The sequence below is a fragment of the Marinomonas communis genome (assembly GCF_004363305.1).
Taxonomy (GTDB): domain Bacteria; phylum Pseudomonadota; class Gammaproteobacteria; order Pseudomonadales; family Marinomonadaceae; genus Marinomonas; species Marinomonas communis.
Genome location: NZ_SNZA01000005.1, coordinates 140,513 through 155,894 on the forward strand (window position 1 = coordinate 140,513; position 15,382 = coordinate 155,894).

Here is a 15,382-nt window from a genome sequence, read left to right on the forward strand (position 1 = left end):
ACAAAAATAAATAATTGATATTTTTTTGGTAAACCATAAGCAATAGCTTATAGTTAATTAAAAATGATTAGATTTCATAAGGTTGGGTGATGATTTATACACTTGGACAGCTTTTAAATAGGCTCACATTTCGTCAATTACAGGTGTTTCAGGTGGTTTTTCATAAGCTAAGCTACTCGAAAGCCGCTGAAGAATTGGGATTAACCCAGCCAGCGGTCAGTGCGCAAATGAAGCAATTAGAAGCGGCGCTTGGACAGCCAATGTTTGATTATGTGGGCAAGCAGTTGTATGTGACGCCCGCTGGAGCGCAACTCGAAAAAGTGGTGCGGGAGATTTTCAGTGATTTAGAGACGCTGCAAATGAACTTGTATCAACTAGAAGGGAAGCTTCGTGGAGAGCTGCGCTTGTGTGTGATTAGCTCAGCTGAAATCATCGTGCCGTATTTGCTGAAAGGGTTTCTAGAAAAATTCCCACAAGTAGAGGTTAGGGTGACGGTGTTAAACCGAACTAATGCAACCGATCGCTTGTTGCAAAACCAAGATGATATTGTCATTACTGGCATCGTTCCTGATACGCGTTTGCTCAGTCGACAGCCTTTCTACGACAACTTACTGGTGCCTGTCGTTAGAGCGGGGCACTCACTGCTGGAGCAGAATGATGTCACGGCGCAAGCGTTTTTTGATGCTGGATTTTTGCAGCGAGAGGTGGGGTCTGGTTCTCGAGCAGCGATAGAGGGCTTTTGTAAGTCCCAACGCATTCAATTCACACCAGTGCTTGAATTTGGTTCTAACGAATCTGTGAAACATGGCGTGATTGCAGGGCTTGGCGTGGCGCTATTGCCCTTTGCCAATGTTATATCAGAGTTGAAAACTGGCGTGTTAGTGATGCCGACGATCAAAGGCTTCCCGATCAAGCGAAGCTGGTGTGCCGTGTACCCTAGTAGCAAACAACCGACTCCGGTGATGCAGGCATTTCTCGATCATCTTCGAGATGAAGGTGATAAGTGCCTTTCAGAAGAGTTTCGTTACCCGTAAGCGTTAAAACAGATCTTCGCCGAAATGGTGATCGGTTATGCTCTCATCATCGGTAAACGTCCAAAAATTGATGCTAAATGGAGCGATAACATCGAGTTTTGGTAACTTGGGAAAGTCTTTTAACCGAACTTTGCCTTTACGAAACTTGGGAATGACGCCATTGATCAAGACCTTCTTGCTAGTTAGTTTATCGGCGGTTAATTCAAAGCGCTTTTTCGGCGCACCAAAAGATTGAAACTTCAAACGATGGGGCTTATTGGTCATGTTAATGATCAGCAAAGTCATGCGATTGGATTTGTGTCCGCCGTGACAATAGACGATTAACTCTGGGTTTTGACTGCTAACGGAGTAAACCTGCTGCCCCATTAAACGTTTCCACAGCCAGCTAACCCAAAAATCTGGATTAGGTTTTAGGCTTTCCCGTTGCAATAATCCGTAATCCCCCCCGATGAGAGACTGCCTAATCATGACTTTTTGACCGAGTCTTGCGCCTCTTCCTAGTTGATCCGCCCACCAAAAACAGGAAGCAAAACGATCGGATAATTTCGGTTGTCCTCCGCATTGAGCAGAGCCAGATTCACCGGTCCAAAGTTCCGCTTGTGGCTGAAATGCGCGACGATAGTTTTCTAATTGCTTGGAATACACTTCAAAGTCTTTCAGTGATCGTGGATCAAGTAATCGTTCTATACGAGCGCTACGCGTGCGAATAGGTGATCGTTGGCTCTGAAAAGGGTAATAGTGCCAGTCGACAATATCTAACTGCCCACTCAGTTCTTCCAGAAAAGCGGGTGTAATGTTGGATAGATACTTAATGGTTTCCCCTAAAAAGGGCCAAAAGGCACTACCAGGGCCCGCGATGCGACTTTGTGGACTGAGCAAACGAACTTGATTAATGAAGCGCTGGTAATCCAGTACCAACTGCTTGGCTCGCGGTTGTGCGCTGAGTCCATGGAAAGCCCAGTAGGCGTTTAATTCATTGCCCAATTCACACACATCAATATTAACTCCCCGCTGTTGTGTGTATTGCAGCAGAGCCGCACAGTCGGCACCGTTCCAGTTTCCGTGTTGTTTACGATCAAAGGTGCCATATTTGAAGGTGAACATGAATTTCAGCTCATGCTCTTTAATGAATTGAATCAGTCGATTCCAAATCGCTTCACTGAGTTCAGGCTCTTTCTCATTGGGAAGTTCTTGGGAACAAAAGTAATGAATGGTGTCCGCTTCTGAACCGCCCACTCTTAAATAAGCAGGGGATAAATGTTTGACGTATTGACTAAGTTTGGGGTGGTCCAATGGTAATGGCGGCACGCGCACTGTACCAAGCCCACGACTGGAACGATCACTGCCTTCCCACCACTGACCCCCAATAATCAGAGAGATATCAATGGAGAAAGACAAATAGCGCTCGTCAACTTGATGCACCGGAGCCGCTTGTTCCAGCTTTATCGTATTAATGGGGCGCGCACGTGAGGTGATGGCACGTCGAAACAGATTATAAGCCATGAAAATCTCCAAACTGAGGGATCAGTTTGCCGAGAATGTATGACAGGCTTGTGACGTTTATAAAGAGGGGTGATAAGCAATATTCATAACAACATTAGAAAAACTCACCTGAACTAAGAGCATGGCGGTTGCATTGAAATGTAATTCAGCCAATGATTTAACCATCCCCCTAACCAGAATAACAAAGAGAGTTGCAGTGAACACTGTCGTCAATCCCTACGGATTAACCATGCATACCCAGCGTGATGCGCTTTATGCAGAGTTGCATTCCCGACCTTTCCAAGTCATTTCCAGTACTGCAAGAGTGAGTTATCTAGCAGTCATGATGAATGGAGAGCAAAAGAAACAAGACTTCCAGCACTTTATTGGCTTATATCAACGCTATGGTGTTGTGCCTCCTGCGCAAGATTCCGTGTGCCTTGAAGTCAGTTTTGGGGATGTTCGTATTCGTCGTGAGTCCCATTTGGAGTTTATCTCTTACACCATTATTAACGAAGGAGCGCCATTTTTAGCGGACCCGTTTGCCAACAATGGTTTGAGCTGTTTACCAAAAGATTGGGTAGGAGGTATGGTCGGAACTGTGGTGTCGGCTTTCCATGTCGCCATTGAGGACGCAAGGCAGCAACCAGAGCCAGAGTTGGCTCAAGTGAAAGCTTACTTTGAGGGAATGCGCTTAGTGGGTAGCCGACCTCAAAATGGTGATGCTCAGGTTTGGACAACTTTTCAGGTGCACAGTGATGGTTGTGGCCGCACTTTAGTCTACAACCGTAATATGAGTGACAGCCAGCTCGGTCGTATGGTGCAACGTTTAATTGAGATTGAATCATACCGTCTGTTTGCTTTGTTGGGGCTTCCGATGGCCCGTTATTACAATCAACGCTTGGCTAACATGGATCAAAAGTTGGCTGATTTAACTGCGCAGCTTGCCGATACCAAAGATGAAATCGATGAACAAGAAGTGCTAGAGCAGATTATTGATATGGCGGCTTGGGTGGAGGCGGCTCGAGCTAAGACCACCTTTCGGTTTAGCGCAACCTCTGCCTACCACGACTTAGTTTTAAAGCGACTTGCTGAATTAAAAGAAGATGAAGTTTCGGGGCACTTAACGATTACCGAGTTTATGACTCGTCGCTTAACGCCAGCGGTGCGAACCTGTAAAGCGACCAGTGAGCACTTAGAAAACCTCTCACGGCGGATTGACCGAGTTTCAGACATGATGCGAACCCGCGTTGAAATGTCTATTCAGTCACAAAATCAACATTTGCTCGCATCAATGGATCGCCGTTCAAAAATTCAACTGGCCATGCAACATACGGTTGAAGGTCTGTCTGTAGCCGCCATTTCCTATTACAGCATTGGCTTGTTGAAATATTTGATTGAAGCCGCTTATGACAATGGGGCGCCGATTAATAAGAGCTTAGCAGTTGGGATAACAGTACCACTGGTAATTGGTGGGGTGTGGTGGGCGACTCGCCGTATCCACAAACGTTTTCTTAAATTGGCAAAAGAGTAGTCGTCAGCTTATTGCCCTAATCGATCAGCAGATTCGATCAGTGCTGATCGATTTTCTCGATTTCAATTATGCATTTGCAATGGGGCTAACACGCTAGTCTCTTAAAAGTGTGTTGCCAATGTGCAGAGTTTGAGAAGAAATTAATGCGGTATTTCGAGTTTTCTAGTTCGAAATTTAGAGGTTTTGAGATATATCGTGATGAATGTTTGTTAATTCTGATGAATTAAGTATGCAAAACAGCGGTTATCCTTTTTTGATGCGTTTAGCGGGAAAAAAGATGCTTTTCTCATGTTGTTGGAAGAACTTTGAAACCGGATTTTGAGCCCTTTTTTTATCTCTGATGGTGGCTAATATTTGTTCTATTGAAGCGCGAAACATCTTCGCTGAAGAACGAAAGAACTTATTTAAAATTTTGTCAGAGACCTTTCAAGGAGGCTCAATATGAAAAAACTAATCGCACTTACTTCCGCTGTTCTTGCTACCTCTGCACTTTCTACGGCAGCATTTGCTGACAACATTACGGATGACCTTCGCATGGCAGAGTCCCGCTATGATGCATTGGCTGCTGAAGCTAAAGCAGAAGGTTACCAAGTCGGTGATCTATACGGTCAACCAATGACAACCTCTCAGAAGCTAGATGTCATTAGTGAAAAGAGTGCAGAACTAAAAGGCCTACTGAACAGTCAGTACTCAGCCAACTAATCTAGCAGGTAATGATTATTTCTGTTGATCACTTATTACGTTAGTTCCAAAAACAAGCCCTGTCATTTGTATGATGACAGGGCTGTTTTATATGAGTTATCGGCTTAAAGCAGCATAGGCCACTTGGAAGGCACCTTCTTGAAATGCACGTAAGCCAGTTTCTGAGAAAGAAATGGGGATCGGGTTTTCTTTGATGATTTCTTTCATGGTCGCATTATTAATAAGTTCGACGTTCAATCCTTCGATTAGTTGAACCGCTGCTTCAATTTTGAAGCCAACAGCACCGCCTGCAAACTTACCTTTGGTTGGGCGCTCGCGAATGATCGCTTGCTCAACTTTATAATCCTCAAACAGCTTTTTCAGTGTAAATTGAAATTTACGCACAGCCTCGGCATCGTTTGGGTGCTGCAAAGCGTGGCGCACTTGGCGGCAGTCAGGAAGCTGAAAAAAACCATCTTCTTTTGATAGAAGGCATAAGATAATTTCGCTGCCTTTGATTTCGATACCACATGTGATCATAGCTAATGTCCTAGTACTTAGTGTGTGGCCATTATGCCATATCTGCAGTTATTTATAACGAGTCCTTCATGATCGGCAGACGGGTGGTGTATTTGATTTCTTCCATGGCAAAACTCGAGGACACATCTGTTAGGCCGTCAATGTCTTTTATTAAGGTTTTGTAGAACAGGTCGAAGGCATGAATGTCCTTAGCGACGACCCTTAGCAGATAGTCCCATTCTCCAGACATGCGATAGCAGTTTACGACCTCATCAAAGGCCATGATGTGCTCAGAAAACCGAGTGAGCCATTCGTTATCATGGCGCATGGTTTTAATGTGGACGAAAACAGAGATTCCCAATTGGATCTTGCTACCATCCAATAACGCTACTCGGGACTTAATAATACCATCTTCTTCCATGCGTTTGATGCGCTTCCAGCAGGGAGTGGTCGACAGGTTAACTCGCTCAGCAATGTCTTGAATGGAAACCGTACAATCACGCTGCAACATATCGAGAATGATAAGGTCTACTTTATCCATGAAAATTATTTCTAATAAATGGTTCTATAGGGGAATATTTTTCTAAATTATGTGCTTTTTAGGAACGAAATAGCAACTCGATTTTTTCTCATCAGGATACAGTATTAGCCATTCGTTAAAACGCTTTGGAGGTTGAATGATGAGTTGGATTGGTGATGCGATCGATAAAATTAATGCTGACTATCAGCGTTCTTCAGATACCCATTTGATCAAGTTAGAAGGTTTGGGATTTGATGGGATTGATATTTATTTAAAGGATGAAAGCACCCACCCTACAGGGAGTCTGAAACATCGCTTAGCTCGTTCTTTGTTTTTATATGCACTGTGTAACGGCAAGATAAAACAAGGCACAACCATTGTTGAGGCGTCATCTGGAAGTACGGCGGTGTCAGAGGCGTATTTTGCACGAATGTTAGGGCTGCCCTTCATTGCGGTTATGCCAAGCTCCACTGCCCAAAGCAAAATTCGTCAAATAGAGCTTTACGGTGGCCAGTGCCATTTTGTTTCTTGTGCAACCTTGATGCATGAAGAAGCCATCCGAGTGGCACAACAAACGGGTGGCTATTTCATGGATCAATTTCTTTACGCCGAAAGGGCGACTGATTGGCGGGGGAGCAATAACATTGCTGAGAGTATGTTTGGGCAAATGGCGCTTGAGCCACACCCTGTTCCTCATACGGTTATCATGGGGGCTGGGACAGGTGGGACATCCGCAACCATAGGTCGCTTTATTCGCTATAAAGGGCTAAATACCCGTCTAGTGGTGGTCGACCCTGAGTATTCAGCTTTTTATGATATTTATCATTTAAAAAACAATGAGATCCAAACTGGTCGAGGGAGTCGTATTGAAGGAATAGGTAGACCTAAATTAGAGGCATCTTTCCTACCCGATGTTATTAGTGACGTATGGAGAGTGCCAGACGCTGCAAGCGTTGCAACCATTCATTGGTTGTATCAATTAACGGGCCGTAAGGCTGGCCCTTCTACGGGAACCAATTTATGGGGCGCATTGAATGTTGCGCAAAGCATGCAATCAAAGGGTGAAAAGGGGTCAATTGTGACGTTAATGTGCGATGGTGGTGAACGCTATTCACAGACATATTTTGACCTTGATTGGGTGGCAAAAGAAATCGGCCCGATAGAAGAGTACTTGAACCTGTTATACGACTTGCCGTCTCTTTAGCCTAAGTCGTTATATCTGAAAGGTATTAGACATTATAAAAACATTACAAAGGTGTGTTTTAAAGTGTTCTAAAATAAAAGTGTCGATTAGGAAATAGTGAATAAATTATGTTTCAGAGTTCGTCGATTTTGCTACGCACACTTGTTATTTCAGCAGTTGTTATTGCTGCTTTTCCAGTGGCGCTAGTAATGGCTAGTTATGTCAACTCTGGTTATGGTTTGTCGGTCAGCCAAAACGAGCCTATTAAGTTCTCTTGGCAAGATCTCCAAGGCGTAGAGCATGATTTTAGTGATATAAAAGCCGATGCAACGTATTTGATGTTCGGTTTTTTTTCTTGCTCAGATATTTGTCCGATTCGAGTTCATCAGCTGCAACAGCTTAGTCAGCAGCTGGATCAGTCAAATACAGCGCAAGATGTACGTTTCTTAATGGTTACGATTGATCCTAATAATGAGCCCAGTGAGCTACGGGCGCGTTATTTTAGTCATTTATCTGATCGCTTTATCAGTGCTGAACTGTCCCCCCAAGCTCTAAATGAAGTTCAGCGTACGCTTGGCGAACGAGTTCGCTCATTTGCTGATGGACCAACTCATGCCGGCAATCTTTATCTATTTGATCAAAATAAAGAGTTGGTCAAAATCTATTCGCAACTGTCTTACCCAAAAGGGGCGCTCTATGGCGACCTGACTTCCACTTTGTTATCTGATAAGGGTTCATTATGACGGATTCACTTTTATTAAAACGTGATGCTTTCATCTTCCGTGTGTTACTGGCACAGGTTCCTATTCTATTTATTTCAGGTTTGATCGGAGCTCAACTTACAACCTTTTCTATTATTGCTGCGGTGGTCATCGGTGCTGTTTCCTCTTTAAGCTACTTCGCATTGCGCGGTACCTCCGTATTTGGTGTGTTAGCTGCGGTTATTATGATGTCGACTTCTGGCTTGCTTATTCAGTCCCAGCTTGGCCTTATAGAGATGCACTTTCACATCTTTGCCACCATGGTGGTTTTCTTGATTTATGAGCGCTGGCAGCCGTTTGTTGCCGCTTTGTTGACTGTTGCCGCCCATCATTTGCTGCTGACGTATTGGCAGTTGAGCGGTGGTAGTGTGGCAGGTATGTCGGTGATTGCCTTCGCCGGCGACTGTTCATGGGGCATTACTTTTTTACATGCGGTGTTTGCGGCAGCTGAAACAGGGGTTCTAATTTACATGGCTACACTGATGCGTCGAGAGTCCAATGCTAATCGACGTATTGCTGAGGTGATTAATACTGTTTCCATGAATAAAGACTTCTCGGTGAGATTACCCGATGCCAAAGGTGTTTCAGAATCAGCGCTAAATGCGATGCTGGAAGAGCTAAGTTCGCAATTCAAAGAATATAAACGTATTGCTGATCGCTTATCTGAGACCTCAGCGAGTATTCAACATATCAGTGCGAGTACAATCGAGACGAGCCAAACACAAAGTCAAACAACAGCTCATCTTGAATCCGAAACCAATAAAATGATGGGGCAGGTAGAAGATACCGCCGCTCATTGTTCACATGCCGCTGAGCTGGCTTCAGAAGTTGAAGCATCGAGCGATGCAGACAAACGTGACGCTGATCAGGTCGTATCTGACATGAAACTGTTGGAGAAAGACACCACTGCTGCAGTAAATTCTCTAAGTGAGTTAACCAAAGAAGTTGCCTCTATTACCTCGGCTTTGGATGCTATTCGTGGTATCTCGGAACAAACGAATTTGCTTGCGTTGAATGCTGCTATTGAAGCAGCGCGTGCTGGTGAGTCAGGCCGAGGTTTCGCGGTGGTGGCCGATGAAGTTCGTGCTCTAGCTCAACGCAGTGGTGAATCCACTGATGAGATCGAACAGATTGTTGATCGTCTGAATGTCAGCATGCAAAAAGCAGTGGAGTCCATGGATTCTGGACGATCAAGAACGGTTGAGAATGTGTCAAAAGTAGAAGGGATCGCCACTCGAATCTCAAGTCGTGCGTCGCAAGTTAGCCAAGTATCTCGATTGAATAATGATGCTGCTGAAGAAACACGCAGCCAAGCATCGATGTTGACTGAAGTGGACCGACAGTTGGTAGCAAACAGCCGCACACTTCAGGAGTTGGCAACGGAGATAGAAAAAGTCTCTGGCTTGGCGACACAGCTGGGACAAATTGCTCAAGATTACGAACGTAAAGCTAGCTTGTTCAAGGTCTAGCAAGTCTAGTCATTTTTGTGGATGTGTTGATGGTAAGGGGCTTTGTGAAGAAGCCCCTTTCTTTTTGAGTGAATACGACACACTAATACGATATTTCTAGTCTGGCTGCTCCAAGCATTTTAATTGTTATGCTGGTATTGTGTTGATCGGAAAGCGAGAAAAATTCGCTACAAACGCAATGGGAGTATTTATGTTTATTGCAATGAATCGATTTAAGATCAAACTGGGTTGTGAGCAAGAGTTTATCGATATTTGGAAAGGTCGAGATTCCTACCTAAACGAAGTGACAGGCTTTAAATCGTTTAATCTCTTAAAGGGACCGACAACAGAGGAGTATACGCTGTTCTCATCTCATGCTACATGAGAATCAAAAGAAGCGTTTGAAGCTTGGACTAAGTCTGAGGCATTTCGCAAAGCACACGCCAATGCTGGCAGTCGTCGTGACATTTATCTTGGGCACCCACAGCTAGAATGCTTTGAAGCAGTTCTATAGGCTCTATTTAATCTGACGTCTAGCAGGCAAAATATTGTAAGTCGACTAGGGTTTGCATGGCTTTAAAGTATTGTTGGTAGTGATTCACCGCTAAATCCTGAGCAGTGCTTGATAGTGACAGCATTCCAATAAGCACTGCCGTCGCAACGATGAGAAAGCATTTCTTCGCTCCGAAGCGGCTAAAATGTTTCGTTTGCATTGAGTGCCCTCAAAATTAGGATGGTGGGTAAATGCTTAGACTAGCGAGCTTTGTCTACCAGTATAATTGAGGGGCTTACATTAGGCGAGAGCCGTTTTTCCTTTCGTGTTATCGCTTTGCAGAACATTCGTGTAACGAATGTGCCAATAATGGGGACTTCAGTGTCGTTGTAGTTTTGTGCAAGTGTTATGGAGCATTAGGCATGCATCATTGACGTTCTGCACCGTATGATTTTTATCACTGAGTTCAATCAAGATCCATTTGATATAGATTAGAGGTGTTATATGAAAACGGTCGGTTATGCAGCGCATTCAAGTGAAGCCAACATGGTACCTTACCACTTTGAGCGACGTGAACTTCGCTCAAATGATGTGGCGATAGAAATTCTATATTCTGGTGTTTGTCACTCTGACTTGCACACCGTGAATGGTGACTGGGGACCACAGCCTTATCCACTTGTACCAGGTCATGAGATTGTGGGGGTTGTGCAATCTGTTGGTGCGGATGTCACTCAATATAAGGTGGGTGATCAAGTTGCGGTGGGTTGTATGGTAGACAGCTGTCAAGAATGTGACCAATGCCATAATCATGAAGAGCAATACTGCCGTGAAGGTATGACAGGTACGTACGGTTTCCCTGATCGCATTTCGGGGGAAACCACACAAGGCGGCTATTCTAAGCATATCGTAGTACGTGAAGAGTTCGTATTACGTATCCCAGAAGGCATGGATTTATCTAAATCTGCACCGATTTTGTGTGCAGGTATCACCACTTACTCACCACTTCGTACTTGGGGTGTAAAGGAAGGTTCTCGTGTTGGTGTGATCGGTCTAGGTGGCCTTGGCCACATGGCGGTTAAGTTAGCCGTCGCGATGGGAGCGGATGTAACGGTGATCAGTCGTTCGACCAAAAAAGAAACGGAAGCAAAAGCCCTTGGCGCAAAAGGTATACTAGCATCCACTGACGAGGAAGCGATGACTGCGGCCGCGAACGCTTTTGATCTGATCATTGATACGGTTCCTACGGCGCATGACATCAATGCTTACACACCGCTGCTGGATGTGGATGGCTCGCTTGTGATTGTTGGGCAAGTCGGTCCAACTGGCGAACTGAATAGCATGCCAATGATCTTTGGTCGTCGTCGAGTGGCTGGTTCACTGATTGGCGGCATTGCGGAAACGCAGGAAGTGTTGGATTTTTGTGCAAAACATAACATCTATCCTGAATGCGAGATGATTCAAATGGATCAGATCAACGAAGCCTTCAAACGCTTGGAGCAGGGTGAAATGGCACATCGCTTTGTCATTGATATGTCATCATTAGACGTTGCATAAACTCTGTATTCTGCATAAGAAATAAGATGGGCGCGTAGGCTGACAGAGTTTTTATGTTGGTCTACGCGACGCTTTTATATAGATTGTTTTCAGTTACCCGTTAGAACAGGCCACTTTGATGGAACCACGAGATACTTCCCCCAATGAACATGTGCAATCATTAACAGCGCTACTTGGTGAAGTGGTGACCTATGATGGATTTTTTGAAATCGTAGAGGGCTTTGTTAACGTCACTCGGGCGACTCAAACAGGAAAAGAGCAGACCCATTTATTTGCGCAGCCGAGTATATGCATCGTCCCGCAAGGGGCAAAAGTCTTTTCTGTTATGCAAGATGATCTCTCCTATGTGGAAGATCACACTAATATGGTGGTCTATTCCGCCGAAGTGCCGATCAGTTTTGCAATTTCTCAGGCATCCTCTGCTGAGCCTTATTATTGCTTGATGATTCCACTTCACTCTGATCGCATTCGAGATCTCAGCGCGAGAATTTTTACGCAAGGCATGCCTCGTTCCGAGAACCTTAAAGCGGTTTATATAAACGATTTAGACGTCAATATTGTCAAAACCTCTATACGGCTATTTGAAGTGATCAAACAACAGCAAGCCATAGACCTGCTGGTACCGCATTTAATTGATGAGATTTTGATGCGCTTGTTGCTGAGTCCAATGGGAGCTTCGATTGCGCAGCTCGGTGTCGCCGATTCTCACGCCGAAAAAGTGGTGCGAGCCATTACTTGGATTAAGCAGAATTACTTTGAAACGATGACAGTGGCTGACTTGGCGCAGCGGTCCGGAATGAGCGTGTCATCCTTCCACACTCATTTTAAGTCCATTACGTCGATGAGTCCGCTGCAATACCAAAAAATGGTGCGCTTGCAACAAGCAAGAACACTGCTGAAAAGTCGCATTCGAGATGTAAGCAGTGCCGCTTATGAAGTGGGGTATACCAGCACTTCACAATTCAGTCGTGAATATTCTAGAGCGTTTGGTGTCGCGCCTAGCCGTGATATTTTGTAATCGATTCGGCTAATCTTCACTGTCTTCTTTCATGTTTTTCAAGCGCTTGCTCAACGCAGGCTGAGAAATCCCTAGCATGCGTGCCGCCAAAGACTGATTTTGATTAGCACGGTTCATGGCTTCTTCCACCAACAGTTTGCTTAATTGGGTCAGTGTCGGCAAAGGCTGATCCTCTGGGAAGCGCACGCTTCGCTCGAATACATCCACTTGATTGCCGCCTACTAAGGTTTGGAAAACACTAACATTCAGTTCATCCTGGCTACTTTGGCTAACTGCATCGTATACCAAGGCTCGCAACTCACGTACATTGCCTGGGAATGGGTAGTGTTGTAATTGCAGTGCTAGATTGGTTGGGATTGCCAAATAGTCTTTTTGCAGCTCGTCACAGGCTTGGCGCATGAAGTGATCGAGCAATAGTGGCAAGTCATTCAAGCGCTCACGTAAAGGTGGGATATTCACCATGTGCGTGCGCAGTCGATAATACAAGTCCTTGCGGAAGGTGCCTTGCTGTTGTTGCTCTGCTAAGTTTTGATGGGTAGCGACCACCACACGCGCTTGAATACGTTTCGGGCGGTCACTGCCAATGGGGTAGTATTCGCCTTCTTGCAGTAGGCGCAATAATTTGACTTGAGAAGAAGCGCTTAAATCACCAATTTCATCTAGAAATAGGGTGCCACCAGCGGCACTTTCCACCAGACCTTGGCGCGCTTTATCGGCTCCGGTAAAGGCGCCTCGGGCGTGACCAAACAAGGTATCGGAAAAAATATTATCATCAAGGCCTGCAACATTAACGGTGACCAAAGGGCCATTGCGTCCACTTAAATTATGAATAGCGCCTGCAATCAGCTCCTTGCCCACACCACTTTCCCCCGTAATCAGAACAGGCTGCGCACTGGCTGCGATGGACTCCAGATATCGAAAGGTGGAGATCATGCCAGGGTCAGCAGTGACAAAGTTCGCAAATTGAGCCGCCATATTCAGTTCGTTGGACAACAGCTGGGCTCTTAAAGCTTGGTTCTCTAGACTTAATTCTTGGGTGTGAATAGCACGTTTAATAGATTCAAGGATCTGCTCTTGGTCGGCGGTTTTGACGATGTAATCGAATGCGCCTTGCTTGACGCAATTTACCGCCGCATCGACCTGATTCAAACCGCTGAAAATAATAACGCTCACCGCCGGGTATTCTTCTTTAAACCATGCCAGTAGTTCCTGCCCAGAGATAACGGGCATAGTCAGATCCAGCAACACCAAACCGATGCTGTGTTCAGACATGATCTGTTGCACCTGATGAGGCTCCGAACAGGTGATGATGTTATTGAGCCCATAACGTTCTAATGTCAGTGACATACTGCGCAAGAACGATGGCTCATCGTCCACGAGTAGGATTTTAAACGGCGGGTAAGCAGATGGATTCAAAACGACTCCTCTCAAGTAAACGACTAAGGCAGAATTGGAAAACTAGCGATGGCGACAGTTCCTTTACCCACGCTTGACTCAAAAGATAATCGCCCTTTATGGGCTTTTACGATACCAGCTGACACAGAGAGCCCCAATCCTGTTCCGCCTGTTTCGCGTTTGGTTGTAAAGAAGGGGTCGGTCAGTCTTGGTAAAGCTTGCTGATCAATCCCGCACCCTTGGTCTTCCACGGCCAAGAGTAGTTCTGACTGGTCAGGATTTAATGATGTTGAGATGGTTAATGCTTGAGACTTATTTTCTAGAGCGTCGCAGGCATTAAGCACTAAGTTGATGATGACTTGCTCCAGTCGCTGTGGATTGCCCATAATTTTCGGGTTTCTAGGGTCCAAATGCAGCGCAAAGTGCTCCGTTGCATTGCGTAGAGACTTATCAACTAAGCGTACTGCGGTTTCAACAACTTGGTTGATATTGACCTCCTGCCAGATTTCATCAGGTTGTTCCCGAGCGAAGTCTTTTAAATCGTTGACAATGTTTCGGATGCGGTCTGTGCTATGTTGCATTTCATCCAATAAATAAGGGATCTCTGCTTTAAGGCGTTGATAAGACAGTCCACCTAAATAAAGCCCTGCATGCTCTTTTTCAACTTCATCTAAATAGGGTAGGGCATCTTCCCAAGCACTGCGTAGGATGGGGAGGTTCAGCATAAGCAGACCGGTTGGGTTGTTGATCTCGTGGGCAACCCCTGACACGAGCACGCCAAGAGAGGCCATCTTATCGGCTTGGATCAGCTGTTCCTGTTGCGCTTTAATCTGTTCGGAGCGACGCTCTACCTCTTTTCTCAGCATGCTATTCCAGATCATGATCCCACCCAAAATAAACAGCAAAGCCAAGATGGTATAAAACGCGTACTGTCCTAGCTTTTTCCACTGGGTTTTAGATTGATCCAGAGTGCCAAACCACTTGTTGTAGATTTCTTGCTGACGGCCAGTGTTTTTTAAAATGGCCAAACCTTCGCTGAACAGAGCCATCAGGTCTTCATTGACGGGCAAAGCACCATAGCTGAGCCTCTGGCCTGCTACGGGCCTAGCAATCGGTTCTAGATTACTGAGTCCCATTTCTTGGCTGAGATACAGACTTGGAGAGTTAGCCGTCAATGCAAAATCGTGTTTTCCTGAAGCCAGTAAACGTAAAGCAGCCGAATGAGTAGGGGCAGGGATAATGGTGGTTTCAGGGAAATTCTGCTTCAGATACTCGTGCATGATGCTAGCGTTCTGAACAATGACTTCGTAACCACTGACTTCTGAGATGTCATCTACATGAGGCCCATCTTTGCGAGCAAACAACGATTGGCTCACGATAGAGTGTGGGGACGAAAAGAAAATGTGCTTGGCGCGCTCTTCCGAGTAGGCAATGTTCTGTAGAACATCGTACGTTCCATCTAATAAACCAGTATAAGCACTCTGCCAATCGGTCATGGTGAGATCGATGTCCAGGCCCATGGTTTCTGCAATGGCGTATGTTAACTCAACTGTATATCCCGCAGGCTGCCCTTCTTCGTCTAAAAATTCATAAGGAGGGTAGTTGTAGTCTGCAGCAATATGCACTACACGTTTAGGTGCTGTCGTCTCAATCGTAGGTCGAGTATCAGCGTAACTGTGGGTGAGGCCAAATAAAACCGTGAATAGCCAGAGAATTAGCGTTCTCATTGTTTATTTTATCTACAAAGTGGCAGTGGAGCG

14 protein-coding genes and 1 pseudogene are annotated in these 15,382 nt (G+C 45.3%); 9 read left to right on the forward strand and 6 right to left on the reverse strand.

Annotation, left to right across the window (positions count from 1 at the left end; genetic code table 11):
- Nucleotides 1–89: 89 nt before the first annotated feature.
- The gene (locus C8D85_RS14350) at nucleotides 90–1,034 is read left to right on the forward strand and encodes a LysR family transcriptional regulator (protein WP_133563943.1); all 945 of its coding nucleotides are present in this window, start codon (nucleotides 90–92) and stop codon (nucleotides 1,032–1,034) included.
- 3 nt (nucleotides 1,035–1,037) lie between these two features.
- On the opposite strand, the gene C8D85_RS14355 is transcribed toward C8D85_RS14350, so the two are convergent.
- Nucleotides 1,038–2,537 carry a glycosyl hydrolase family 79 N-terminal domain-containing protein gene (locus C8D85_RS14355; RefSeq protein WP_133563946.1) on the reverse strand — a complete coding sequence of 500 codons (1,500 nt, stop codon included), beginning with the start codon at nucleotides 2,535–2,537 and terminating at the stop codon, nucleotides 1,038–1,040.
- Between the two features lie 196 nt (nucleotides 2,538–2,733).
- On the opposite strand from C8D85_RS14355, the gene C8D85_RS14360 reads away from it, so the two are divergent.
- On the forward strand, nucleotides 2,734–4,050 hold the full coding sequence (locus C8D85_RS14360; RefSeq protein ID WP_244937027.1) for a DUF3422 family protein: 1,317 nt from the start codon (nucleotides 2,734–2,736) through the stop codon (nucleotides 4,048–4,050).
- Nucleotides 4,051–4,491: 441 nt separating this feature from the next.
- On the forward strand, nucleotides 4,492–4,752 hold the full coding sequence (locus C8D85_RS14365; protein ID WP_133563951.1) for a hypothetical protein: 261 nt from the start codon (nucleotides 4,492–4,494) through the stop codon (nucleotides 4,750–4,752).
- 96 nt (nucleotides 4,753–4,848) lie between these two features.
- Here the strand turns inward: C8D85_RS14365 and C8D85_RS14370 are convergent, their stop codons facing one another.
- Both C8D85_RS14370 and C8D85_RS14375 read right to left on the reverse strand, forming a co-directional pair.
- Entirely contained in the window at nucleotides 4,849–5,271 is a 423-nt protein-coding gene (locus tag C8D85_RS14370; protein ID WP_133563953.1) for a DUF3010 family protein, read from the reverse strand.
- A gap of 52 nt (nucleotides 5,272–5,323) precedes the next feature.
- Complete coding sequence (locus C8D85_RS14375) at nucleotides 5,324–5,791, reverse strand: Lrp/AsnC family transcriptional regulator (protein WP_133563956.1); 468 nt, start codon at nucleotides 5,789–5,791, stop codon at nucleotides 5,324–5,326.
- A gap of 136 nt (nucleotides 5,792–5,927) precedes the next feature.
- Here C8D85_RS14375 and C8D85_RS14380 point away from each other — a divergent pair, with 136 nt between their 5' ends.
- From C8D85_RS14380 to hmuQ, 4 genes and pseudogenes are all read left to right on the forward strand, one after another.
- Complete coding sequence (locus C8D85_RS14380; protein WP_133563958.1) at nucleotides 5,928–6,974, forward strand: PLP-dependent cysteine synthase family protein; 1,047 nt, start codon at nucleotides 5,928–5,930, stop codon at nucleotides 6,972–6,974.
- Between the two features lie 107 nt (nucleotides 6,975–7,081).
- Complete coding sequence (locus C8D85_RS14385; RefSeq protein ID WP_133563960.1) at nucleotides 7,082–7,696, forward strand: SCO family protein; 615 nt, start codon at nucleotides 7,082–7,084, stop codon at nucleotides 7,694–7,696.
- Entirely contained in the window at nucleotides 7,693–9,183 is a 1,491-nt protein-coding gene (locus C8D85_RS14390) for a methyl-accepting chemotaxis protein (protein WP_133563963.1), read from the forward strand. Before C8D85_RS14385 ends, C8D85_RS14390 begins: the two co-directional genes overlap by 4 nt.
- A 190-nt stretch (nucleotides 9,184–9,373) precedes the next feature.
- A pseudogene (gene hmuQ / locus C8D85_RS14395) lies at nucleotides 9,374–9,676 on the forward strand (heme-degrading protein HmuQ).
- Nucleotides 9,677–9,695: 19 nt separating this feature from the next.
- Here hmuQ and C8D85_RS14400 read toward each other — a convergent pair.
- A complete protein-coding gene (locus C8D85_RS14400) occupies nucleotides 9,696–9,875 on the reverse strand; it encodes a hypothetical protein (RefSeq protein WP_133563965.1) in 180 nt (59 codons plus the stop codon).
- 284 nt (nucleotides 9,876–10,159) lie between these two features.
- On the opposite strand from C8D85_RS14400, the gene C8D85_RS14405 reads away from it, so the two are divergent.
- Together C8D85_RS14405 and C8D85_RS14410 are read left to right on the forward strand one after the other, a co-directional pair.
- A complete protein-coding gene (locus C8D85_RS14405; RefSeq protein ID WP_133563967.1) occupies nucleotides 10,160–11,209 on the forward strand; it encodes an NAD(P)-dependent alcohol dehydrogenase in 1,050 nt (349 codons plus the stop codon).
- 118 nt (nucleotides 11,210–11,327) lie between these two features.
- Nucleotides 11,328–12,227 carry an AraC family transcriptional regulator gene (locus tag C8D85_RS14410; protein WP_133563969.1) on the forward strand — a complete coding sequence of 300 codons (900 nt, stop codon included), beginning with the start codon at nucleotides 11,328–11,330 and terminating at the stop codon, nucleotides 12,225–12,227.
- A gap of 9 nt (nucleotides 12,228–12,236) precedes the next feature.
- On the opposite strand, the gene C8D85_RS14415 is transcribed toward C8D85_RS14410, so the two are convergent.
- Together C8D85_RS14415 and C8D85_RS14420 are read right to left on the reverse strand one after the other, a co-directional pair.
- Complete coding sequence (locus C8D85_RS14415; RefSeq protein ID WP_133563971.1) at nucleotides 12,237–13,643, reverse strand: sigma-54-dependent transcriptional regulator; 1,407 nt, start codon at nucleotides 13,641–13,643, stop codon at nucleotides 12,237–12,239.
- Nucleotides 13,644–13,666: 23 nt separating this feature from the next.
- Nucleotides 13,667–15,349: a transporter substrate-binding domain-containing protein gene (locus tag C8D85_RS14420; protein WP_133563973.1), complete on the reverse strand. Its 1,683-nt coding sequence runs from the start codon at nucleotides 15,347–15,349 to the stop codon at nucleotides 13,667–13,669.
- Nucleotides 15,350–15,382: the final 33 nt, after the last annotated feature.

What these genes read in the sequence shown, in the direction of transcription:
- C8D85_RS14355 (WP_133563946.1), bottom strand. Translation starts at nt 2,537, where the DNA reads ATGGCTTATAATCTGTTTCGACGTGCCATCACCTCACGTGCGCGCCCC.
- C8D85_RS14385 (WP_133563960.1), top strand. Translation starts at nt 7,082, where the DNA reads ATGTTTCAGAGTTCGTCGATTTTGCTACGCACACTTGTTATTTCAGCA.
- C8D85_RS14370 (WP_133563953.1), bottom strand. Translation starts at nt 5,271, where the DNA reads ATGATCACATGTGGTATCGAAATCAAAGGCAGCGAAATTATCTTATGC.
- C8D85_RS14380 (WP_133563958.1), top strand. Translation starts at nt 5,928, where the DNA reads ATGATGAGTTGGATTGGTGATGCGATCGATAAAATTAATGCTGACTAT.
- C8D85_RS14420 (WP_133563973.1), bottom strand. Translation starts at nt 15,349, where the DNA reads ATGAGAACGCTAATTCTCTGGCTATTCACGGTTTTATTTGGCCTCACC.
- C8D85_RS14350 (WP_133563943.1), top strand. Translation starts at nt 90, where the DNA reads ATGATTTATACACTTGGACAGCTTTTAAATAGGCTCACATTTCGTCAA.
- C8D85_RS14405 (WP_133563967.1), top strand. Translation starts at nt 10,160, where the DNA reads ATGAAAACGGTCGGTTATGCAGCGCATTCAAGTGAAGCCAACATGGTA.
- C8D85_RS14400 (WP_133563965.1), bottom strand. Translation starts at nt 9,875, where the DNA reads ATGCAAACGAAACATTTTAGCCGCTTCGGAGCGAAGAAATGCTTTCTC.
- C8D85_RS14365 (WP_133563951.1), top strand. Translation starts at nt 4,492, where the DNA reads ATGAAAAAACTAATCGCACTTACTTCCGCTGTTCTTGCTACCTCTGCA.
- C8D85_RS14375 (WP_133563956.1), bottom strand. Translation starts at nt 5,791, where the DNA reads ATGGATAAAGTAGACCTTATCATTCTCGATATGTTGCAGCGTGATTGT.
- C8D85_RS14410 (WP_133563969.1), top strand. Translation starts at nt 11,328, where the DNA reads ATGGAACCACGAGATACTTCCCCCAATGAACATGTGCAATCATTAACA.
- C8D85_RS14390 (WP_133563963.1), top strand. Translation starts at nt 7,693, where the DNA reads ATGACGGATTCACTTTTATTAAAACGTGATGCTTTCATCTTCCGTGTG.